The sequence below is a fragment of the Kribbella sp. NPDC050241 genome, assembly GCF_044459685.1.
Lineage (GTDB): Bacteria > Actinomycetota > Actinomycetes > Propionibacteriales > Kribbellaceae > Kribbella.
Genome location: NZ_JBITJE010000002.1, coordinates 880,716 through 902,760 on the forward strand (window position 1 = coordinate 880,716; position 22,045 = coordinate 902,760).

The window sequence follows — 22,045 nt, forward strand, 5'->3', positions numbered from 1 at the left end:
GCATGCCGAATGTCATGGGATACCCTGGGTATCTCTCAGGGGAGGTTGGGTGACAAGCGCAAGGCCGACCCGCCGCCGGGGCGCGGCGCTGGACGAGGCGATCCTGCAGGCGGCGATCGAGGAGTTGCACGCGGTCGGGTTCCGTAGCCTGACCATGGACGCCGTCGCCGCCCGCGCCGGGACCGCGAAGAACGTCATCTACCGGCGCTGGCCGAGCCGTGGGGCGCTCTGCGTCGCCGCCTATCTGCGGATGCTGCCGACCGACCCCGAGGATGCGCCGGACACCGGCTCGGTCCGCTCGGATGCGTTGGCGCTCCTCCAGCGGGCCAACGACCGGATGTCAACGCCGGTGGGGCAGATCCTGCGGGAGCTGGTGGCGGGGATCCAGGGCGAGCCCGAGCGGATACGCGACCTCCGCGAGCAGGCCTCGCGCGCCGGCGTCGCCGTCTGGCTGACGGTCCTGGCCCGGGCGGTGAGTCGCGGCGAGGTCGCCCCCTCCGCGCTCACCCCCAGAGTCGCCACGGTCGCGGTCGACCTGCTGCGGAACGAGTACTCGTTGAACGGCGCGACGTCCGTCCCGAACGCGGTCCTGGTCGAGATCGTCGACCAGGTGTACCTGCCGCTCCTGCGCTCGCATGGCTGACTAGGCCGGCACAGGCTCGGCGGCGTACCGGATGTTGAGGCGCTGGTAGGCGGTGCTGAGGAAGGCCAGCAGTACGACGATCAGCATCAGCAGGCTCGCGACCACGAAGGCCAGGGCCATGCCGCGGGCCTGACCGTCGCCCAGCAGCCAGCCGAAGGTGGACCGACCCGGCGCCGACTCCATGTAGGGGATCAGCAGGAACTGCGCGGCCGGGCCGATGATGAATGCGGCGATCGGGGTGGACGCGGTCTCGATGCTCTGCGCGACGCCGAACACCCGGCCCTGCTGCTGGAACGGGACCAGCCGCTGGAGGATCGTCTGCTCGGCCGCCTCGGCGATCGGGATCACCAGCATGAACCCGAACATCCCCAGGACCAGCAGCGACTGCCACTCGCGGACCGCCGTGCCCATGCCGATGATCGCGATGGCGACGTTCGCCACCAGCAGGACCCGCAGCGGCTGACGGCCCAGGCCGAAGCGGGCGACCAGCGCACCGCCGGCGATGAAGCCGATGCTGGTGATGCCGAGTACGACGCCCCAGGACTCCACCGAGAACAGGTTCAGGCCGTACGGGTCCATCAGCGCCATGAACACGCCCATGACGAGGTTGTTGAAGCTGCTGAACAGCACCAGCGGGAGCAGGCCGGGTACGCCGCGCAGCGTCTGCCAGGTGGCGCGGAGATCGAAGCGCGCCTGGTGGTGCCCCTCGGGCCGCGGCTCGTCGATGTGGATCGAGACGAGCAGGTCGACCAGGACGACGGCGGTGAACACGACGGCGATGGCGACGGTTCCACCCATGCCGAGCAGGCCGACGGAGAGTCCGCTGAGGATGCTGGTCAGCAGGTGAGCCACGCCGTTGACCGTCCCGACCAGGCCGTTGGCCTTGTCCCGGCGGTCCGCGGGGACCAGGAGTGTCACGGTCGTCGAGAGGGCGATGCTGCGGAGCTGGCCGGCGATACTGCCGACGAGGATCAGTCCGGTGAACGCCCAGAACCACGGTCCGTGCCAGTTGCTGGTCCGCTCGCCGGCGACGACGTAAACCGCGCCGGCTGTCGCGAACGCGACCCCGGTGATGGCACTCGACAGCGCCATCGCCGTCTTCTTGCGGTGGGTGTCGACGACTGCGCCGAAGATCGTGCCGGAGATGGCGCCGATCAGCATCGATACGCCGGACACGATGGACGCGGCCAGCACGGACTTGGTCTCCAGGTAGACCCAGAACGCCAGCGCGAACGACAGGAAGGTGGTCGTCACGTTCGCCACCAGCGTGTTCGCCAGCAGCCGCCGGAATGTCCTGGACTTCGCCGCGGTCCCTGTCGCGCTCATCGGATCGCCCTTCGCCTCGGTGAGTTCGTGTTCTCACCTGTACGTCGAAGTCCCCGACGAGAAATTGACACGCCCGATCAACAAACCATGACCGACCGCAACACCTCGAAATCCTCGACCGCGAGCGGGACCAGCCCCCGGCGAAGCTGGTAGCCCCAGTTGGGCTGCCGGGTGAGCATCAACTCACCGGTGACAGCGGCGAGGGCGGCACGCTCGACCACCTCGAAGTCGACCGCCTGCCGCCACGGCCGAACGACACCGTGAGCTCCCATCGACATCGGCTCGGCCTGGTATGGCTCGGAGTCGGCGACGATGCCGAGGGCGGTGAAGGCCCGGAGCGGCCGCTTCTCGTCGTACCGCTCGGTCGGCGAGTAGATGACGAAGCCGGCTCCGGGCCGCAGCCGGTTCAGGTTGTGCCGCTTGCCGTGGTTGAGCTGGATGAAGCCCTGGTCGGTGGCGCGGCGGGTGTGCTCGGCGGAGACGACGCCCAGCCAGGCGTGGTCGGGGGTCACGGTGATCATGTCCTCCACCGTGCTACTGAATAGCTGACACGTCTTGTCGTATTTTGCGGGAGCGGAGCTTCGCCAGCAGGGGCCAGGTGAGGAGGATGAGGATGACCGCGTAGATGACGTAGGAGACGGGGCCGCCGATGAGGCCGGAGGGGTCGCCGTTGGACAGTTGGAGGGACATCCGGGCCTGGCGTTCGGCGATCGGGCCGAGGATGACGCCGATGATCAGCGGCAGGACCGGGAGGCCGAAGCGGCGCATGGTGAAGCCGAGCAGGCCCAGCAACAGCAGGAGCAGCAGGTCGAGCGGTTGCGCGTTCACGGCGTACGCGCCCATCGAGGCGAAGAAGATGATCCCCGCGTACAGGTAGGGCCGCGGGATCTGCAGGAGCTTCGCCCAGGCCGGCGCCAGCGGGAGGTTGAGCAGGAGCAGCATCAGGTTGCCGATGAACAGGCTCGCGATCAACGCCCACACCAGCGACGACTCCCGCTGGAACAGCAACGGACCGGGCTGGATCCCGTACGACGTGAACGCCGCCAGCATCACCGCGGCCGTCGCGTTGGTCGGGAGCCCAAGAGCCAGCATCGGGACCAGCGTCCCCGCGGCCGATGCGTTGTTGGCGGCCTCGGGCCCTGCCACGCCCTCGATCGCACCGTGCCCGAACTCCTCCGGGTGCTTGGACAACTTCTTCTCCGTCGCGTACGACAGGAACGTCGGTATCTCCGCCCCACCCGCCGGCAGCGCACCGATCGGGAACCCGTACGCCGTCCCGCGCAGCCAAGGCTTCCACGAACGACGCCAGTCCGATCGACCCATCCACGGCCGTCCGACCGGAATCACCGTGCCCGGGTTCCGGCGCAGGTGCGCGGCCACCCAGAGCGCTTCACCGACCGCGAAGATGCCGACGGCAACGACGACGACATCGATGCCGTCGGCAAGCTGCGGCAGGCCGAAGGTCAGCCGCTCCTGCCCGGTCACCTTGTCGATGCCGACCAGTCCGATCACCAGGCCGAGCAGCAACGCGGCGATCCCGCGGATCCGGGACGAGCCGAGCACCGAGGTGGCGCCGGCGAACGCGAGCAGCATGATCGCCAGGTAGTCCGGCGCGCCCAGGCTGATCGCGAACTTCACCACCTGCGGTGCGACCAGGACCAGCAGCGCCGTACCGATGGTGCCGGCCACGAACGACCCGATCGCCGCGGTCGCGAGCGCCTGTGCCGCGCGTCCGGCCCGGGCCATCTTGTTGCCTTCGATCGCCGTCACCACCGAGGACGACTCGCCGGGGGTGTTCAGCAGGATGCTCGTGGTCGAACCGCCGTACATGCCGCCGTAGAAGATGCCGGCGAACATGATGAACGCCTGGACCGGCTCGAGGCCGTAGGTGATCGGCAGCAGCAGTGCGACCGTCATTGCCGGACCGATGCCGGGCAGTACGCCGACAGCGGTCCCGACCGTCACTCCCAGCAGCGCGAGCAGCAGGTTCATCGGCGTCAGCACATCGCCGAACCCGGTCAGCAGATTGTTCAGGTTGTCCATCACAGGATCCCTTGCAGTACGCCGGCCGGCAGGTTCACACCGAGGCCGATCGCGAACGCGTAGAACGTTGCCAGCGACAACCCGGCGGCGATGACCAGGTTGCGGAGGTGGTGCCGGCTGCCCAGCGCGAACGCCGAGCCCCAGAACAGCAGCCCGCCACTGATCACCCAGCCCAGCGGCTCGATCAGCACGAGGTTGACCACGAACGCGCCGACCAGCAGCAGGACCGTCCGCCAGTCGATCGGCGACGTCGGGTCGACGTCCTCGCCCTCCTCGGCCCCACCGGTGCCGCCGCGCGCGACGTCGACGGCGTACAGGGCGGCGACCACCAGGAGCAGTACGCCGAGCACGATCGGGACCGGCTTGGGCCCGATCGGGTCGTTGCTGTTGGCAATGTGCCGGAGCCGGGCCGCGTCGATGATCACCAGAACACCGACGACAGCCAGGAACCCACACACGGCGTACTGCGCCCGATCCTGCCGAGTCTCTACAGGAGGCTCGGCGGTGATCATGCCGCCAACCCCAGCTTGGTGAGGATGTCCGCGACCGCCTTGTCCTGGTCGGTCAGGAAGGTGGCGAACGCGTCACCGGTGACGAAGGCGTCGGTCCAGCCGCGCTTGGTCAGTTCGGCCTTCCACTCGGGGGAGTCGTGCATCTTGGTCAGCGCGTCGACCCAGATCTGCTTGTCCTCGGCACTGATCCCCGGCGGTGCCACGATCCCACGCCAGTTGGTGAAGACCAGGTCGATGCCGGACGACTTCAGCGTCGGCACGTCCTTCAGCGCCTCGATCGGCTGCTCACTCGTCACCGCGAGCACACGGACCTGGCCGCTCTCGACCTGATCGAGGAACTCACCGAATCCGCTGGCGCCGAAGGCGATCTTGTTGCCCAGCAGAGCCGGCAGCAGTTCGCCGCCGCCGTCGTACGAGACGAAGTTGACGTCCTTCGGGTCGATCCCGACGGTCTGCGCGAGCTGCATCGGCAGCAGGTGGTCGGGGCCACCGGGGGACGAGCCGCCGCCGACCGCGAGGCCCTTCGGATTCGCCTTCCACGCGGTGACCAGGTCCCCGATCGACTTGTACGGCGAGTCCTTCGGTACGACGATCGCGCCGGCCTCCTCGATCAGCTTGGCCAGCGGGGTGGTCTGGGTCAGCGTCGCCTTCGACTTCGAGGTGTACGTCGCCCCGACCACGCCGAGGCCCATCTGCATCGCGAGCTTGCCGTTGCCCTTCTCGTTCACGGTCCGCTGCAGGCCGACCGTGCCGCCGGCGCCGGGCAGGTTGAAGACCTGGACGCCGGTGGCGATCTTGGCGTCGTCCATCACCTTCGCCGCCACCCGGGCGGTGGTGTCGTACCCGCCGCCGGCCGTGTTCGGCACCATCAGGCGCAGACCGGTGGCCGGTTTGCCGTTGTCGGCGTCGGCGCTGTCCTCCTTGTCCGCGGTCGCGCCGCAGGCGGTCGCGGTGAACAGGGCGAGCATCGCTGCCGCGGTCGGTACCAGTAACCGGGGAGACCTCATCGGCGGAGTCCTTTCACGTCCAAGGGGTTCAGGCGATGATCGTGACCTTCCCCGCGGAATGCCGTCTGCCTTGTGTCAGCAGCGGAGGTTGAGTTCATTGTGGTCACACGCCGAATCCGGCCGAGAGGTGGCACAGCCGGCGCTCGACCGGTGATCATGCGGCATGGCATTGAGACTGGGCAAGCGGCCGACCCTGGCCGGTCAGCTGCTGGTACTGCAGCTCGCGATCGTGGTGGTGGTGCTGGTCGCCGTCGCCGCGGTCTCGCTCGCCCAGTCCGCGGCCACCTTCAACCGGGTCGAGGGACGCAGAGTGACCGCCCTGGCCGAGCAGCTGTCCGGCAACCAGACGCTGCGGTTCGGCATCCGGCACCCGGCGCCTGCCGAGGTCCTGGCACCTCTGCTCCAAACCACGCTGACCCAGTCCGGCGTCACCTCGATCACTATCGCCGACGCGAAGGGCCGTGTCATCGCCGCGACCAACCTGTCCGCGCTCGGCAGCACGCTGACGCTCGGTGATCCCGGAGTCGCGCAAGGCCGCGGCTGGTCCGGCGAACTGGGCGTCGACGACGGGACCGAACTGGTCTCGCAGGTCCCCGTGCTGAGCCAGGGAACGAACGCGGACAACCAGCCGGACGGGACGCTCGGCGACCAGATCGGCACGGTGATGGTCGGTGAGCGGGCTCCGTCGATCTGGCAGCGGCTCCGCGGCGCATCGTCGTACCTGGCCATCTATCTGGGCATCGCGTGTGTGCTCGGACTGCTCGGCTCGTGGCTGCTCGCTCGCCGGATCAAGCGGCAGACGCTCGGACTCGAACCGCGGGAGATCGCCGGCCTGGCCGAGCACCGCGAGGCAATGCTCTACGGACTCGCCGAGGGCGTCGTCGCGCTGGATCCGCACCTGCGGGTGACGCTGGTGAACGACGTCGGCCGGCGGCTGCTCGACCTGCCGGACAACGCGGTCGGCAGGAGCCTGCGTGAGCTGGGGATCGAGGGCCGGCTCCGGGAGGTGCTGGCCGGGGAGCACTCCGGTGACGAGGCCCGCGACGCGGTCGTCGTACGGCGTGGGCGGGTGCTGGTGATGAACCGGATGAGCGTCACCAAGGACGGGCACTCGCTCGGTTCGGTCACCACGCTGCGCGACCGGACCGAGTTGGCTCAGCTGGAGCGTGAGCTCGGCTCGTTCCGCAGTTCCGCCGAGTTGCTGCGGGCCCAGACCCACGAGTTCGCGAACCAGTTGCACACGATCTCGGGGCTGATCCAGATCGGGGAGTACGACGAGGTCGTCACGTACGTCGGAGCCCTCAATCGTTATCGTGAGTCGCTCGACCTGACCGTGACCCGGCGGGTCCAGGACACCGCGGTCGCCGCGCTGCTGATGGCGAAGTCCTCGGTCGCGGCCGAACGCCGTGTCGAGCTCCGCGTGTCCGAACGCACCACGCTGCTCCGGCTCGACCCGGAACTGTCGGCCGACGTGGCTACCGTGATCGGCAACCTGGTCGACAACGCGATCGACGCCGCCGCCCAGTCGGGCACGCCGCTGTCGCCCGCGTGGGTCGAGGTCGAGCTGCGGCAGGACGCCGCCAGCGTCGAGATCGTGGTTCGCGACTCCGGTCCCGGGGTGGCGCCCGAGCTGGCGCAGGAGGTATTCGCGCATGGCTTCACCACCAAGGCCGCGGCCGGCGGTGAACGCGGGATCGGTCTGGCGATGACACGGCTGGTCTGCCGTCGGCGTGGTGGCGAGGTCGCGGTCACGAACACCGAGGACGGCGGCGCCGCGTTCATCGCGCGGATGTCCGTCCAGCGCCTGCCCGAAGGAGCCCGATGATCTCCGTCCTGGTCGTCGACGACGACTTCATGGTCGCCCGCATCCACCGCGGTTTCGTGGACCGGGTGCCCGGTTTCGAGGTCGTCGGTACGGCGAACTCCGGTGAGCAGGCGCTGGACGCGATCGGGCAACTCCAGCCTGACCTCGTGCTGCTCGACCTCTACCTGCCCGACATCTTCGGCCTCGACCTGATCGCGCGGATGCGGGCCGCGCAGCCGGACTGCGACATCCTGGTCATCACCGCGGCGCGCGAGGCGGACGCAGTCCGAGGTGCGGTGCGGCAAGGAGTGGTCAACTACCTGCTGAAACCCTTCGGTTTCGAGGATCTGCGGTCACGGCTGGAGGAGTACGCGCGACGGCGGGCGAGTGTGCCCGATCAGGTGACGAGCCAGGCCGACGTCGACCGGGTGCTCGGACCGGTGCGGCCGACGGTCAATCGGCTGCCCAAGGGTCTGAGTCAGGAGACCGCGGCCCTGGTGGCGACGGCCCTCCGCGCCGCCGCGCAGAACCTGTCGGCCGCCGAGTGTGCCGAGAAGGTCGGCATCTCCCGCGTCAGCGCGCGCCGCTACCTCGAGTTCTTCTGCACCCGCGGCCAGGTCGAAGTCGCCCTCCGCTACGGCACGACCGGCCGTCCCGAACGCCGCTACCACTGGCGCAAGTAGGGTGCGGCGTATGCCGTTGTTCTCATTTGAGGGAAAGCGCCCGAGCGTGCATCCGGAGGCGTGGATCGCGCCGACCGCCACCCTGGTGGGCGACGTCGTGGTCGAGGCGGGCGTGTCGATCTGGTACGGCGCGGTGATCCGGGCCGACCTGGGCACGATCACCATCCGGGCCGGGGCGAACATCCAGGACAACACCGTGATCCACTCCGGCAGCAACGGCTGCGAGATCGGGCCGAACGCGACCGTCGGTCATCTGTGTCTGGTGCACGACTGCACGATCGGCGAGCAGGCGTTGGTCGGGAACGGCGCGATCGTGCTCGACGGCGCGGTCGTCGGCGAGCGCACGCTGGTCGCGGCCGGCTCGACCGTGACGCCGGGTGCGGTCATCCCGCCGGAATCGGTGGCGCTCGGCAGCCCGGCGAAGAAGATCGTCCCGCTGGACGGCACCGCCAAGCTGTTCGTCGACCACAACGCCGCCGTCTATCACAACCTCGCCGAACGCCACGCCGCCTCGATCGAGCAGGTCGGCTGAGCCCTCGGACGCCGGAAAGGGAAGTGATAGGACCCGGTGCGAGGTTTAGGTTGGCAGCAGACCGAGGGAGGGTGCTCATGACCGATATCGCGAACACCGGTGCCGTGGTGATCAACCGCGCGGACGGGCGGGACGACGGCGAGGAGTGGACCGAGAACTACACCGAGTTGCCTGGTGGCGCCGGTGTCTCTCTGATCCTGGAAGCCACCACTCAGGAGGGTGCCGGCCCGCGGCTGCACCTGCATCCGTACGCCGAGACGTTCATCATCCGGCGGGGTACGGCGACCTTCACTGTGGGTGAGGAGCAGATCGTCGGCAAGGCCGGCCAGATCCTCGTCGTACCGGCGAACACGCCACACAAGTTCCGCACCGGGCCGGGCGGCTACGAGGCTGTTCACATCCATGCCAACCCGACGTTCGAGACCACCTGGCTGGAGTAGTCAGCCGGCGGACCGCATCCGGTTGACGAGTGTCTCCAGGAGCTCGGGGCCGGTGCCGAAGTTGAGGCGGACGAAGCCGTTGGCGCCCGGGTCGTAGTCGCGTCCCGGGCCCAGGGCAACCTTCGCCTGGCGGAGGAAGAACTCGCTCGGCTCCTCGTCCAGCCCGAGCGCGCGGCAGTCGAGCCAGGCCAGGTACGTCGCCTCGGGCGGGGTCCAGGTGATGCCGCCGGGCAGGTGCTCGCGCAGGTACGCGCGGTTGTCGTCGAGCTGCCGCAGTACGGCGTCGAGCCAGTCGTCGCACTCGGCGAACGCCACCTCCGCGGCAAGGACACCGAGCAGTCCAGCCTGCTCGGCGGTATAGGGCAGGCGATCGACCACGCTCTGCGCGCGGTCGGTCGCGGTCACGGCCATCGCCGCCTTCAGCGCTGCCAGGTTGAATGCCTTCGAGGCGGACGTCAGCACGATCCCGCACTCGCGGGCCGCGTCGGACACCTCGAGCCACGGCACATGTGTCGCGCCGGGCAACACCAGCGGCGCATGGATTTCATCCGCCAGAACCCAGGCGTCGTACGCCGCGCAGAGCTCCGCGATGGCCGCGAGCTCCTCGTGCGGGAGCACCCGGCCGGTCGGATTGTGCGGGTTGGCGAGGACCAGTACTTCGAGCCCGTCGGTCAGCGCCTCGCGGAGGCGATCGAGGTCGAACCAGCCATCCTCACGCAGCGGGAGCAGCACGGTGCGAAGGCCGGTCCGTGGGATCTGGCTGAGGAACGGCGGGTACGCGGCGGTCGCGAAGCCGACCGACCCACCCGGTGCGAGGGCGAGACAGAGCTCGATCAGGCCGGCCATCACATCCGGCACCAGCGTGATCCGGTCCGGATCCACGGTCCATCCGAGCCGGCGGTCGGCGAAGCCGGTGAAGGCCTCCCGCAACGACTTCGGCACCTCGAAGGCGTACCCGAGATCGCTGCGGTCCACTGCCTCGTGCAGCACCCGCGCGATCGGCTCGGCGAGGTCGAAGTCCATCTCCGCCACCGTCGCCGAGATCACTCCCGGCGCGTGGCCGGACCATTTCTCACTGCGCCGCTGCTGCAACTCCGCCAGCTCGGCAATCTTCAGCATGCCGAGGATGTACCCGGTTCGTCATTCCGGTACGCGGTCGCCGGGTGGGGTGAAGGCGGCCAGGATGGTCGTGGTGATGTAGGCGGCGGCCTTGTCGGGGGTGACACGGCCGGCGTTGATCTCGTCGGCCGCGCCGTGCATCACGTTGTGCATGACGCCGACGAGCCAGGACGTCGGCAGGTCCTTCCGGAAGACGCCCTGTTTCCGGCCGCGCTCGATCAGCTTCTCGACCCGTGCCATCGGGTCGGCGTGCAGCTCGCGCACCCGGCCCGGCGGGAGTGTGTTCTGAGCGGCGATCAGGAGTGAGCGATACCGGTCGACCAGGCGCCAGCTGGACTCGATCAGCCGAGTCAGCGCCTCGCGCGGATCCCCGCTCAGGTCGACCTGGCCGAGTGCCTCCTCGCCGCCCTCGATCGCATGCACGAACACCGCGTCGAGCAGCTCGGCCCGGGACGGGAAATGGCCGTAGAGGGTGACTCGCCCGACACCGGCCGCCTTGGCGATCTCGCTCGTACTGGCCGCCGGATCGCGGCCCAGGCACTCCGTGGCGGCGTCCAGGATCGCCGCGATGTTGCGCTGCGCGTCCGCCCGCCTGCCCGTCGTACCTGCCTGCTTCACCGGCATGGGAACTCCCTTGTCGAACACTGCTGTACGAGTTACTGTACCTGCAATAACTCGAACAGTGGTGTTCGACTTGACTGGTGAGGATGAGAATCATGGAAGAAACCGGAGCGGACCCGCGTCGGTGGCGGCTGCTCGGACTGCTCGCCATCGCGCAGTTCATGCTGATCCTGGATGTGACCGTGGTGGCGATCGCGCTGCCGCACATCGGTACCGACCTCGGTCTGGATCGCAGCACGCTGACCTGGGTGGTCAGCGCCTACACGCTGATGTTCGGCGGCCTGATGCTGCTCGGCGGCCGGGCATCCGATCTGTTCGGATCCCGGGTCGTGGTGCTCACCGGACTGCTGGTGTTCACCGCGGCCTCGCTGACCAGCGGACTGGCCAACAGCGCCGAACTGCTGATCGGCGGCCGGATCGCGCAGGGCGTCGGCGCGGCGTTGCTGTCACCGAGCGCGCTGTCCGTGGTGACCAAGACATTCGACGGCGAGGAGCGGAACAAGGCGCTCGGCATCTGGTCCGCGATCGGCGGCGGCGGCGCGGCGATCGGCGTACTGATCGGCGGATTGCTGACCGCCGGACCGGGCTGGCAGTGGGTGTTCTACGTCAACGTCCCGGTCGGTCTGGTCGTGTTCGCGATCCTGCTCCGGATGCTGCCCGCCGACCGGCCGGCCGAACGTCAGGGCCGGTTGGACCTGCCGGGCGCGATCCTGGTCACGGCCGGAACGGGTACGGCGATCTATGCGCTGATCAACGCCGGCGACCGGGGCTGGTTGTCCGCCGCGACTCTTCTGACCCTGGCCGGCGCGGTCGTTCTGTACGCCGCGTTCGCCTGGCTGCAGCGGGTCGTCCGGTCGCCGCTGATGGACCTGGGGATCCTGACCCGTCGACCGGTTGCCGCCGGCTCCTTCCTGATCCTGGTTGCGACCGCGCTGATGATCTCGATCTTCTTCCTCGGATCGTTCTACCTTCAGCACTACCAGGGGTACGGCGCCCTCCGCACCGGACTGTCGTTCCTCCCGATCGCCGTCGCCACGACCATCGGGGCGCACCTGTCCGGACAGCTGGTCGGCAAGGTGGGTGCTCGTCCGATCGCGATGATCGGGCTGGCCGTCGCCGCGGTCGGCATCGCTGTCCCTGCGATCTGGGATGGTGCACTCATGGTGGTGATCGGGACGACGATCGGGGGCGCCGGGATCGGTGCCGCGTTCGTCGCCGCGTCGACCACGACGTTCAGCCAGATCGACTACCGGGAGGCTGGGGTCGCGTCCGGGATTCTGAGCACCTTCCATGAGTTCGGTGGTTCGCTCGGGGTTGCGGTGGTGTCCAGCATCGCCGCGGCCAGCCTGGCCGGCACCGTGACGACCGGATTCACCCGTGGTTTCACCTTCGCCGCGATCGTTGCGGCCGTCGCCGCACTTCTCGCGCTGGCCGTCGTACCGGCCGCCAAGCCCTCGACAGGAGCAGAAGCCCATGCCGTCCACTGAGATCCGCCGCGCGATCCCCGCGGATGCCGAGACCGTCGTGACCATGCTGCAGGAACTGGCCGGGTATCAGGACCAGCTGGCGTACGTCACCGCGAGCGCTGAGGACTGGCGCGGTTTCCTCGGTCGTTCAGAGGTGATCGTGCTGATCGCGGAGGTTGATGGGGCGGTGGCCGGTTATGTGTCGTCGCTGCGCCGGCCCTACCTGTGGGTCGGTGGCGACCAGTTGGCGCTCGACGACCTGTACGTCCGCGAACAGTTCCGCGACGCCGGCGTCGGCCGGGCCCTCATGCTCGAGCTGGCCCGGCACGCGCTCCCCGACCGACTCACGATCGGCTGGGGCCTACGCCTCGAAAACGAAGCCGGCTACCGCTTCTACCAACGCCTCGGCGCCACCCTCAACACCAAAACCGCCGCCAGCTGGAGCCCCGACGTCTACGAGAAGCTGGTGGGTGACTAATCCGCGTTTCGGCGCTGCGGCCCGGCGCCCTCGGGGATCTCTCCGTGAAGGTGCGGGATGTAGACGAGCTTCTGCGTCCGACCGTCGAGCACGGTCGACTCGACAAGCTCCAGGTCGAGTTCGGCCCCGCCGTGGAGGAGGGCCGCTGCCCCGGCGCGGCCGGCGACTGCGGGGAACATGATGATCTCGAGACGGTCGACGAGTCCGGCGGCGAGCAGTGCGCGGTTCAGCGCGACGCTGCCGTGCGATCGCATCGGGACGTCCGTGGTGCGCTTCAGGCGCTCGATCGCCGTCACCGCATCCTCGTTGAGAACAGTCGAGTTCTGCCATCCGAGCGGCTCTTCGAGCGTGCTGGAGAACACGATCTTCGGCAGCTCGTTCAGGCTGTCGTAATAGGGCTCGTCAAACTCGACGACGAACTTCCGGAACTGCCGGAACGTCGTCGCGCCGAAGACGAGGACCTGGTCTTGCGCGAAGGTGCGCACCCGGTCCTCGCGGATCTCGGGGCCCTCCTTCCCCCAGTATCCGGGCCAGCCTGTGGCCATGCCGTAGCCGTCCAGGCTGGAGAAGAAGTCGACGGTGAAGGTGGTGCTCATGTGGTAGTCCCTTCCTTTCCTGCGCGCCGCCTCAGGTGGGCCGGCGTCACCCCTTCTACGAACACGACCGCCCCGATCCGACACCTGTCTCGTACGGCAGGTTCACGGGGTGAGTGCTGCCAGCAGGTCGCCGCAGAAGGAGCGGATGGCGCGGTTGACGATCTCTGGCCGCTCCCAGGGCATGAAGTGGCCGGCGCCCTTGACCCAGAACGGACCGACTGCTTCGGGGAAGGCGAGCGCGCACCGTTCCTCGATGTGGTTGCGCATGGTCGCCTGGTCGGTGCCGATCAGCAGCAGGGCGCGGTGCTGGACCGGCCGGTCGATCATTTCCGGGGCCGACAGCGGCCGAGTGCCCATGGCGACCTCGTAGTCGGCGAAGGAGGCCCGCAGCCGGGCCGCATCGCCGTACGGCTCGGTCAGGAAGGCCAGCTCGTCCTCGTCGAAGGCGTCGGGCGGGCACCACAGGCGGTGCCCGTAGAACTCACCGACGTAGCGCCGACGCTGCTCGGGCGTAGCCAGCTCGGTGACCAAGGCGTCGGCGTCGTGGCCCTGGCGGCGCTGGTAGTCGTACACGGCGGGCTTGGGGTCGATCGGCGGGAGACCCGCCGCTGTGAACGCCGCACCGAGGTCGGGCATGGAGTCGTCCAGGATCACCAGGCGGTCCACCCGGTCCGGGTGGCGGGTGGCCAGGTCGATCGCGATCATCGCACCCAGATCGTGCCCGGCGACGACGGCGCGGTCCCAGCCGAGCCGGTCGAACAGGCCGGTCAGGTCGGTGTTGAACGCGTTGAAGTCGTAGAAGTCGTCGGGCGCGAAGTCGGAGTCGCCGTACCCGCGCAGATCCGGCGCGACCACGTCGAACCCCGCCTCGGCCAGCGGACCGAGGTTGTGCGACCAGATGCGGCTCGTGCACGGGAACCCGTGGATGAGCAGCAGCGGCACACCCCCGTCCCCACGCCGCCGCACCGCCAGGTGATGCCCCTGACCAACCTCGATCCGCACCGGCGGAACAACTTCAGCAGGAAGAACCATCCACCTGGTTTACACGATCAGCCAATGCGCCGTCGCCGGATTAACGGAGCTTGATCGTGACCAGGGTGGTTTCGATGTCGCTGTCATTGAGGTTGCCGTTGGCATCGAAGGCTTCGGGGCCGTCGGTCATACCGAAGTCGTTGTCGTTGATGACTACGAGCGTGTCGTGCGGCAGGAGCGCGACGCCCTCGATCTTTTGCGGGGCACCGGCGACGGTGTTCAGGTCGAGGAACAGCTCCTTCGAGAGAACCGGTACGCCGGCAGCCGCCGGGTCAGCGAGGGCCTCGTACGACGGCGTCGTGGTCGTCGAGTCCCACGCCGCACCCAGGATGTTGGCGGACGGTCGCAGTACGACGCGCTGCAGTCGGGCCGCGTTGTCGGTGCGCTCCTGGACCAGCAACGTTTCGGGGCCGGCGGCAATCACCGAGGAGATCTTCAGTTCGCTCGTGTCGTCCTCGCCCGGGTCGACGACGCCGACCGGGTCGAAGCGGTAGGCGTACTCCGCGGTGACCTTGCCCTGGTGCGGGGAGAACCGCAGCAACCGCGTGTTCAGGGAAGCCTCGCCGACCTTCTTGCTCGGATTGAGCAGCGGGCTCTGCAGCGCCAGCACCAGATCGCCACCCGGGAGTTGAGCCAGCCCTTCGAAGCCGCGGTTGATCTTGCGGGTCAGGAAGATCGACGGCAGCGCCTCGATCACCGGGTAGTCGGCACCGGTCAGGTTCAGGCCCTTCGGCACGTACCGCGCCAGCACCTGGCCGCGGCTCGAAACGTGGACCAGGGACGGGCTGTACTCGTCCACCAGCCAGAACGTGCCGTCGTGCGCGCGGACGATCCCCTCGGTGTCCAGCCCGTTCGGGTTGAAGGACAGCTCGGTGGAGGCGTTGAAGTTGTAGGGGAGTTCGTCCCGGCTCGCCTGGTTGGACAGACCGGTCACCGCCTCGCCGTGGCGGGTGGTGATCGGGATCGCCAACAGGACGCGGAGCTTGCGGCCGTCCACCTTCACCTTGACGATCGCCGGGTCGAAGCCGGGGACCGGGAAGGTACGCCGGTTCACGTCGTCGATCTTGATCTGCCCGTTCGGACCGCGGTCGGTGACGGTCCAGAACTCGCCGGGCCGGTCGGCCGGGTAGATGTCGCTTCCGATGCCGCCGAGGTCGACGCCGCGGTCGTTGGAGACCGTGTGCGGCAGCAGGCCGTTGGAGAACGTCGACAGCGACATGTCGGGGAGCGTCGCCGTACCCGTGACCCTGGGCTCATGCCCGCGAGTCGCTTGCGCTCCGCTCGCCAGCAGCGCCGCGGTGACCAGCACCGAGGTGCCCACCAGAGCCAGCCGGCCGATGACACGAGACATGTACGTGCTCCCCTCCACCAATACGTCAGCGTGACGCTCGCCGGACCAGGTGAACACCGCCTGACACCGTCATGAACCCTCGCAGGCGGCTAACCCAAGCAGTCGCGTACGGCGGCGATGAGGCGGTTGGCTCGCGCGTCGCCGTGACCGACCATGCGGTTGGCGACGTACGCGAATCCGACGCCGTACTCGTCGTCGCCGAAGGCGAACTGGCCGCCGGCGCCGTCGTTCCCGAAGCTGCGTGCACCCAGCATGGGCCGGAAGCTCGCGGAGTCGAGCAGATAGCCCGAGCCCCAGCGCGCGCCGGCGTCGAAGCCGAGGAATCCCTGGCCCGACGACACCTCGCACACCGCATCCGTCACGGTCTCTGCTGAGAGCAGACGGTCGTGGCCGTCGATGCCCGTCACGGCCGCGGCGTACAGCCCGGCGAGACCGGTCGCCGAGGCCACCGCACCGGCGCCGGGAAGCTCCATCTCGAGCAGCGCCGGATCGTTCCAGCCGTGCGGTACGTCGAGGCCCGGGAAGACGAGCGCGCCGTTCATCGTCACGATCCGCGTGAGGAGATGCTCCGGCCCTGGCATCGGCGGGCGGCCCTCAGCTTTCGCGAGCCTGGCCAGTGTCGGCAGCTCCGAGGCAGGCAGCCCGATCCACGCCCGCAGCCCGAGCGGATCGCCCACGACCTGGCGGAAGAACGCACCCGGTCGCTGCCCCGTGATCCGTCGTACCACCTCGCCGAGGACGAAGCCGAACACATGGCCGTGATACTCGTACGACGTCCCCGGTTCCCAGAGCGGCTTCTGCTCCTCGATCGCCTCGATGACCGGAGTCCAGGCGGCGATCTCGTCGAAGGACAGCGTCTTGTCCAGGACCGGGATCCCGGCCCGGTGCCCCAGCATCATCCGCGAGGTGATCTTCTCCTTGCCCTCCGCAACGAACTCCGGCCAGTACTGACCGATCGGTGCGTCCAGGTCGAGTCGGCCGTCCTGCGCGAGCAGGTGGACGCCGAGGCTCACGATCCCTTTGGCACAAGAGAAAACGGGTACGACGGTATCGCGATCCCATGGGCGTCCAGGAGCCGCCTCGCCGTCCCACAGCTCGACAACGGCCCGGCCGGCGACGTACACGGTGACGGCGGCTCCGAGCTCCGGGAACGCGGTGAAGTTGTCCGCGAACACATCGGCGACCGCGCCGAAACCCTCGTCTGCCCAGCCGCTGTTCATGCCTCCAGCGTAGGTGCGGCCAGGCGGCGACTCGACTGATTTACGGCAGCACCCACTTCTGGTTGGGGGCGACATGGCAGGTGTAGATGATCAGCTTGGTGCCGTTGGCACTGGACGCACCGGTGGCGTCGAGGCACTGGCCGGAGCGAACGTTCAGCAGCGAGCCGTCCGGGCGAGGCCGCCACTTCTGCCCGGCACTGCCGTCACACGTCCACAGCACCGCCGCGGACCGGATCGTCGTACCGCGCACGTCCAGGCACTTGCCGAGCGAGCGCACCGTGCCGTCCTCGTACTGCATCCACTGCTGGTTCGTTGCGCTGTGGCAGGTGTACAAGATCGTCGGCGTGCCGTTGTCCGTCCGCGCTTGGTAGATGTCGATGCACTTGCCGGCGATCCCGGTGATCGGCCCGCGGTCGCCGTACGCCCCGAACTCCCACAGCGCGTAGTAGTTGCCCACCGCGGGGCGAGCGGTGGCGTTGATCCGCACGTACCTCGCGTAGATCGCCCCGAACACCACGTTGTCGGTGCCGCCGTTCCCGACAGTGGTCGAGTAGACGGTCTTCCAGGTCTGCGCGTTGCCGGACACCTGGATCTGGTACGCCTTCGCGTACGCCGACGACCAGTTGAGCAGCACCTGGTTGACCACCTGGACCGAGCCGAGGTCGACCCGCAGCCACTGCGGGTCGCTGCGCTTGCTCGTCCAGGCCGTCGTCATGGACCCGTCGACCGCCTTCGATCCCTCCCGGCCGGCCGCGTAGACGCTGGACACCGCGACCGCCCGGCCGCGGGCGAGATTGCGCTTCGGCACGTACGTCGCCGTGTACGTCGCGGGCGTCGCCGGGGCGACGAAGTTGTGGTTGCGGGCGCCGTTGTCCGACCAGGAGGCGAACCGGTAGAGGTTGTTCGCCGACGACTGCAGGAGGCCCGCGGACAACGATCCGCTCGAGCCGACGATCGCCGTACCGGTCGACGGGGAGGCCGCGGTCTTGTTCAGGTAGGTCAGTTGCAGACCCGACGGTTGCGTGCCGAACGTGAGCTTCACCGTCTTCGGCTGCAGTTGCACGCTCTTGACGTCGGTCAGCCCGCCGGAGTCCTTCGCGGTCAGCCGCAGTTCCAGGTACGACGGGTACTCGTGATCGGGCGCGGTGAACGTGCCACTCGCTCCGGTCATCGTCGTGATTTGGTGCGCATGGCAATCACTCGGGCAGTGATGCATGATCAGCGCCCACGTCATCGCCGAGCCGGGAAGCGTGCCCTGCTCAGGATCTGTGGCAGTGCCGGCGAAACTGATGGTGTCGCCAACCTTCCAGGTCGTCGCCGGACCAGGTGACGTGATCAACGCCGTCGGTGCGGTGTTGGCGACGTTGATCTGGGTCGTCGCCGTACCGGTTCCGCCGTGGCTGTCGGTCACCTTCAGCCGGGCGATGGCGGCGCCGCTGGTGGTGTAGGTGTGCTGGACAGTTGGCGCCGTCGAATCGTCGTACTGGCCGTCGCTGTCCAGATCCCACGCGTACGTGAGCGCGTCACCGTCAGCATCGTTCGATGCGGTGCCGTCGAAAGTGACGGTCAGCGGTGTCGGCCCGCTGGACGGATCCGCGTCGATCACCGCGGTCGGCGGGTTGTTGGTCGCGCTGTAGACGTAGCGCAGGACCCTGCCGTTGTCGTAGTCGACGGCAAACACGTCGCCACCCGGACCGTTCTGCAGTCTGGTCGTTCCGTATCCCGACGCGAAGTTGACGATCTTGGCGGGGTCCGGGAGGCCGTTGCTGCCGGGGAGCATCGCCCAGATGCACTGCCGGCTGTAATCGGAGAAGAACAGGGCGCCGTCGTACTCCGGTGGGTAGTTGCCGTTCTCGTAGAAGGACATGCCGGAGAGCGACGAACTGCCGGTGCTGCAGGTCTCGCCTGTGACGATGTGCGAGGCGTGGTCGTAGGTGTAGTACGGCGTGGCGACCGCGGTCGCGCCGGCGGCGTACAGGTTCTCGCAGATGTTGAGGTTGAGGGCGTCGTAGGCGGCCGTGCGGCCCGGGCCCTCGTAGCAGGGCCAGCCGAAGTTCGTGACCTTCGCGGTGGGGCTGACGATGCGGTCGATCTCTTCCCACTTGGTCCAGCCGACGTCGCCGATCCAGAGTTCGTTGGTGCCGGGGCGGAAGTCGAACCGCATCGGGTTGCGCAAGCCGTGCGCGACGATCTTGCGGGTGTTCGGATCGGGGCTGCCCGCAGCCGGGTTGCCGGTCGCAGCGAGGCCGGTGTCCGGATCGATCCGGATGATGGAGCCGTCGAGGCTTGCGGGGTCGCCGCTGGTGCGTACGTCCTGGGCGCGCAGCGCACCGCCTTCAGCGGTAGGCGAGGTGAGCTTCGCACCGACGGGTGCCTGGCCGTCGCCACAGGGGTTGTCGGGGGTTTCGTCCGATGCCGGGAAGCCGTCCTGGCCGTAGTCGGCGTACCCGAAGCTGGCGCCGTCACCACCACCGGCGTAGATCATGCCGTCGGGGCCGAACTCGATCGAGCCGATCGAGTGGCTGGGGAACACCTGGCACCAGTCCTCGACGAGCACCTGCTCGGCGCCGTTCGGGGTGATGGCCGACAACCGGGCGCTCGCCTGGCACCCGTCGCTCGTCGGCCCGGGTGGTGACGGGCACGGATCGTCTGTGGCGCCGGCGGTTCCCCACTTCGGTGTCGGTCCGCCGATCAGGCCGTCGTGCGTGTACAGCACATAGATGCGCGGATCGGCGGGGAAGTCAGGGTGCAAGGCCATCCCGAGGAGCCCGCGGTCCCAGTAGTTGTAGACCTGGGTCCGCAGGTCGGCGAAGATCGACGGCGTCGGGTCGTCGAGCGAGTCGAACACCTTGATCAGGCCGCTCTTCTCCGCGACGAACACCCGCCCGTCGGGCGAGAACGCGACGTTCGTCGGGTTGCTCAGCCCGGTGAACACCACCTGCTCACTGAATCCACCCGGCACCGCCGCGGCGCTCGCTGATTCGGTCGTTGCCAACGGCACCAACAACAGCACACAGGCCGCAGCCACCCACCGGCGCAGTCCGGCGTAACGCCCCATCAAGCCCCCCAGGCCCACGTGTCCTCACCAGCCCTCACAGCCCCCCGTGAGCACCCAAGTGACCGCAAGCATGAAGCCAAGAACCCAGCCGCGCAATACCCCGTGCAAACGCCTACTTGGCGTCATTAACCGATCACTCCCGGCCGGTGATCTTGTCCAGCGTCAGCATCACGTCATCCGGCTCGAGCACCTTGTTCCTCTGGCGGAACTCGTCCGGCCCGGTCGCGCTCACGCCCGTACTGTCGACCACGTGCCCGGCGACGATCAAGACGGTGACCAGTTCAAGCCCGCCGGTCTTCCGCTTCACGCTCCTGCCTTGCATCTCCTGAGGTACGGGTGCCTGGATCAGCGCTCTGCCTCGCGCTGGACCTTCTTCTGGAGCTTCTTCTTGGGGAGGTCTGAGGTGCCGGGGATGCCTGCGTTGCCGGCCTGCTGGAGGAGTTGGTCGCGGGTGATGTCGCCGGGCTGTTGGCCGAGGTGTTGCTTGCGACTGGCAACGAACGCCTCCCCGAGCTCGCGGCGGCGCTTGTCCGACAGCTTGGCTCGCATCCCGGGGAGAACCTTGCTCTCTTCCTCCTCGACGTGGTGTGATACCGCGTCGATCAGGTTCTGCAGCACCTTGTCGAAGGCGACTGAGGCCGGATCGGTCGCGGCCAGCTTGGCGAGCAGTTGGTCTGCTTCGATGTGCTCCTGCTGACTGTGCGACACCTCCTCCTTCTCGCCAGCCTCCGACGCTGCGACTGGATAGACCTCCGCCTCCTCGGCCCGGCTGTGCGCGGTCAGCAGGGTCGTCAGTACCGGCAGAAGGTTCGGCCGCTTCTCCGGCTCGTCCTTCAGTTCGTCGAACAGCCGCTCGACCTCGCGGTGGTCCTGCATGATCAGATCGACAACGTCCCCGGCCATCTGTATGTCCTCTCGCCTCGTTGGTGGCGAGGCCGGTACCCAGGCCCAGTCGGCATATGCCAGGCATGGAGTCGGGTACTGAGGGGGTATGCGACTTCGGCGGAGCCATCCTGACGAGCCGGGCCTCGCGCGCCGGCGGCGTGGGCGTGGGTTCAGCTATCTGGATGCCGAGGGCAAGGTTCTGAAGGACACGGACGTGGTCGAGCGGATCCGGACGCTGGCGATCCCGCCGGCCTGGACCGACGTGTGGATCTGTCCGTACCCGAACGGTCACATCCAGGCGATGGGCACGGATGGGGCCGGCAGGCGGCAGTACCTGTACCACGACGACTGGCGCTCGGCCCAGGACGAGGACAAGCATGACCGCGTACGCCGGTTGGCGCGCAAGCTGCCAGCTTTCCGTGAGGCGGTCGACGCCGACCTGTGCGAGCGCGGTCTCGATCGGCGCCGGGTGCTGGCCGTGGCGCTGCGAATGCTCGACTACGGCGTCTTCAGGACAGGCAACACGGAGTACGCCGAGGAGCACGGCAGCCGGGGTGCGGCGACGTTGCTGCGCGACGACGTCCGGGTCAGCAAGGGCAAGGTCGTGTTCGACTTCGTCGCGAAGGGTGGGCAGCGGCGGACGATCGAGTTGGACGACGATCGGCTGGTGACCGCAGTACGATCGCTGAAGCGTGGCCGGCACCAGAATCCACGTCTGCTGATGTATCGCGACGACGACGGCTATCACGAGATCGACGCGGGCATGATCAACGAGCGTTTTCAGGAACTGGTCGGTGAGGACTACACGGTCAAGGATCTCCGGACTTGGACCGCCACCGTGCACGCCGCGGTGGATCTCGCCGAGGCGGACCCGCCGACGACGAAGAAGGCCCTGAACGCGGCGGTCAAGGAGATGCTCGAGGAGGTGTCCGATCACCTCGGCAACACCCCGACTGTCGCCCGTACGTCGTACGTCGATCCGCGCGTCGTCGAGCAGTACGAGCACGGCCACACGATCACCGACGCCGTCGACCGCGCCGGAACCGACCTCGACGACGACAAGGCCCGCGCCACCCTTGAACGCTCCGTCAACCGCCTCCTGGACCAGGACACCCGAGCGTAAGACGGCGCTTCAGCCCGAACCCCGCCGGGCACCGATCGGCAGATGTGGTGCTCCGCGCCGAGCACCGAACCCCAGTGCCAGGACGAGACCCGGCTCTCGAGCTTGG

At 68.4% G+C, this 22,045-nt stretch carries 22 protein-coding genes; 8 read left to right on the top strand and 14 right to left on the bottom strand.

Translation table 11 applies throughout. The features are described 5' to 3' along the window. The first annotated feature begins 49 nt into the window (after positions 1 to 49). Positions 50 to 643, top strand: coding sequence for a TetR/AcrR family transcriptional regulator (locus tag ACIBG5_RS12080; RefSeq protein ID WP_396391565.1), 594 nt, complete (start codon positions 50 to 52; stop codon positions 641 to 643). Here the strand turns inward: ACIBG5_RS12080 and ACIBG5_RS12085 are convergent, their stop codons facing one another. From ACIBG5_RS12085 to ACIBG5_RS12105, 5 genes are all read right to left on the bottom strand, one after another. Further along, the gene (locus tag ACIBG5_RS12085; RefSeq protein WP_396391567.1) at positions 644 to 1,969 is read right to left on the bottom strand and encodes an MFS transporter; all 1,326 of its coding nucleotides are present in this window, start codon (positions 1,967 to 1,969) and stop codon (positions 644 to 646) included. A 77-nt stretch (positions 1,970 to 2,046) separates the two neighbouring features. Beyond that, positions 2,047 to 2,490: an EVE domain-containing protein gene (locus tag ACIBG5_RS12090; RefSeq protein WP_396391568.1), complete on the bottom strand. Its 444-nt coding sequence runs from the start codon at positions 2,488 to 2,490 to the stop codon at positions 2,047 to 2,049. A 13-nt stretch (positions 2,491 to 2,503) separates the two neighbouring features. Continuing rightward, on the bottom strand, positions 2,504 to 4,012 hold the full coding sequence (locus ACIBG5_RS12095) for a tripartite tricarboxylate transporter permease (RefSeq protein WP_396391569.1): 1,509 nt from the start codon (positions 4,010 to 4,012) through the stop codon (positions 2,504 to 2,506). Beyond that, entirely contained in the window at positions 4,012 to 4,524 is a 513-nt protein-coding gene (locus ACIBG5_RS12100) for a tripartite tricarboxylate transporter TctB family protein (RefSeq protein WP_396391570.1), read from the bottom strand. Before ACIBG5_RS12100 ends, ACIBG5_RS12095 begins: the two co-directional genes overlap by 1 nt. Beyond that, positions 4,521 to 5,531 carry a Bug family tripartite tricarboxylate transporter substrate binding protein gene (locus ACIBG5_RS12105; protein WP_396391571.1) on the bottom strand — a complete coding sequence of 337 codons (1,011 nt, stop codon included), beginning with the start codon at positions 5,529 to 5,531 and terminating at the stop codon, positions 4,521 to 4,523. Before ACIBG5_RS12105 ends, ACIBG5_RS12100 begins: the two co-directional genes overlap by 4 nt. A 163-nt stretch (positions 5,532 to 5,694) precedes the next feature. On the opposite strand from ACIBG5_RS12105, the gene ACIBG5_RS12110 reads away from it, so the two are divergent. The 4 genes from ACIBG5_RS12110 to ACIBG5_RS12125 all read left to right on the top strand — a co-directional run bounded on the left by ACIBG5_RS12110 (position 5,695) and on the right by ACIBG5_RS12125 (position 8,990). After that, on the top strand, positions 5,695 to 7,356 hold the full coding sequence (locus ACIBG5_RS12110; RefSeq protein WP_396391572.1) for an ATP-binding protein: 1,662 nt from the start codon (positions 5,695 to 5,697) through the stop codon (positions 7,354 to 7,356). Continuing rightward, positions 7,353 to 8,018, top strand: coding sequence for a response regulator (locus ACIBG5_RS12115; protein ID WP_396391573.1), 666 nt, complete (start codon positions 7,353 to 7,355; stop codon positions 8,016 to 8,018). Before ACIBG5_RS12110 ends, ACIBG5_RS12115 begins: the two co-directional genes overlap by 4 nt. A 10-nt stretch (positions 8,019 to 8,028) precedes the next feature. Continuing rightward, positions 8,029 to 8,550, top strand: coding sequence for a gamma carbonic anhydrase family protein (locus ACIBG5_RS12120; protein WP_396391574.1), 522 nt, complete (start codon positions 8,029 to 8,031; stop codon positions 8,548 to 8,550). A gap of 77 nt (positions 8,551 to 8,627) precedes the next feature. Then, positions 8,628 to 8,990 carry a cupin domain-containing protein gene (locus tag ACIBG5_RS12125; RefSeq protein ID WP_396391575.1) on the top strand — a complete coding sequence of 121 codons (363 nt, stop codon included), beginning with the start codon at positions 8,628 to 8,630 and terminating at the stop codon, positions 8,988 to 8,990. Here the strand turns inward: ACIBG5_RS12125 and ACIBG5_RS12130 are convergent, their stop codons facing one another. Further along, positions 8,991 to 10,109: a MalY/PatB family protein gene (locus ACIBG5_RS12130; RefSeq protein WP_396391576.1), complete on the bottom strand. Its 1,119-nt coding sequence runs from the start codon at positions 10,107 to 10,109 to the stop codon at positions 8,991 to 8,993. A 21-nt stretch (positions 10,110 to 10,130) separates the two neighbouring features. Then, positions 10,131 to 10,733 (bottom strand): TetR/AcrR family transcriptional regulator, encoded by a 603-nt coding sequence (locus ACIBG5_RS12135; protein WP_396391577.1) that lies wholly within the window; start codon positions 10,731 to 10,733, stop codon positions 10,131 to 10,133. 92 nt (positions 10,734 to 10,825) lie between these two features. On the opposite strand from ACIBG5_RS12135, the gene ACIBG5_RS12140 reads away from it, so the two are divergent. Together ACIBG5_RS12140 and ACIBG5_RS12145 are read left to right on the top strand one after the other, a co-directional pair. After that, on the top strand, positions 10,826 to 12,217 hold the full coding sequence (locus tag ACIBG5_RS12140; RefSeq protein WP_396391578.1) for an MFS transporter: 1,392 nt from the start codon (positions 10,826 to 10,828) through the stop codon (positions 12,215 to 12,217). Beyond that, positions 12,204 to 12,674, top strand: a complete 471-nt coding sequence (locus ACIBG5_RS12145) for a GNAT family N-acetyltransferase (protein ID WP_396391579.1) — start codon at positions 12,204 to 12,206, stop codon at positions 12,672 to 12,674. The genes ACIBG5_RS12140 and ACIBG5_RS12145 overlap by 14 nt, the downstream gene beginning before the upstream one ends. Here ACIBG5_RS12145 and ACIBG5_RS12150 read toward each other — a convergent pair. From ACIBG5_RS12150 to ACIBG5_RS12180, 7 genes are all read right to left on the bottom strand, one after another. Next, positions 12,671 to 13,270 carry a dihydrofolate reductase family protein gene (locus ACIBG5_RS12150; RefSeq protein WP_396391580.1) on the bottom strand — a complete coding sequence of 200 codons (600 nt, stop codon included), beginning with the start codon at positions 13,268 to 13,270 and terminating at the stop codon, positions 12,671 to 12,673. The two genes, ACIBG5_RS12145 and ACIBG5_RS12150, sit on opposite strands and share 4 nt — an antisense overlap. Positions 13,271 to 13,372: 102 nt before the next feature. Then, entirely contained in the window at positions 13,373 to 14,302 is a 930-nt protein-coding gene (locus ACIBG5_RS12155) for an alpha/beta fold hydrolase (RefSeq protein WP_396391582.1), read from the bottom strand. Between the two features lie 40 nt (positions 14,303 to 14,342). Next, a complete protein-coding gene (locus ACIBG5_RS12160; protein ID WP_396391584.1) occupies positions 14,343 to 15,653 on the bottom strand; it encodes an esterase-like activity of phytase family protein in 1,311 nt (436 codons plus the stop codon). 89 nt (positions 15,654 to 15,742) lie between these two features. Further along, positions 15,743 to 16,873 (bottom strand): serine hydrolase domain-containing protein, encoded by a 1,131-nt coding sequence (locus ACIBG5_RS12165; RefSeq protein WP_396391585.1) that lies wholly within the window; start codon positions 16,871 to 16,873, stop codon positions 15,743 to 15,745. Positions 16,874 to 16,913: 40 nt separating this feature from the next. Then, on the bottom strand, positions 16,914 to 19,931 hold the full coding sequence (locus ACIBG5_RS12170) for a ricin-type beta-trefoil lectin domain protein (RefSeq protein WP_396391586.1): 3,018 nt from the start codon (positions 19,929 to 19,931) through the stop codon (positions 16,914 to 16,916). A 133-nt stretch (positions 19,932 to 20,064) separates the two neighbouring features. Continuing rightward, positions 20,065 to 20,238 (bottom strand): hypothetical protein, encoded by a 174-nt coding sequence (locus tag ACIBG5_RS12175; RefSeq protein ID WP_396391587.1) that lies wholly within the window; start codon positions 20,236 to 20,238, stop codon positions 20,065 to 20,067. Positions 20,239 to 20,276: 38 nt separating this feature from the next. Further along, on the bottom strand, positions 20,277 to 20,834 hold the full coding sequence (locus ACIBG5_RS12180) for a hemerythrin domain-containing protein (RefSeq protein ID WP_396391588.1): 558 nt from the start codon (positions 20,832 to 20,834) through the stop codon (positions 20,277 to 20,279). An 88-nt stretch (positions 20,835 to 20,922) separates the two neighbouring features. On the opposite strand from ACIBG5_RS12180, the gene ACIBG5_RS12185 reads away from it, so the two are divergent. After that, complete coding sequence (locus ACIBG5_RS12185) at positions 20,923 to 21,939, top strand: DNA topoisomerase IB (RefSeq protein WP_396391589.1); 1,017 nt, start codon at positions 20,923 to 20,925, stop codon at positions 21,937 to 21,939. The last annotated feature ends 106 nt before the right edge of the window (positions 21,940 to 22,045 follow it).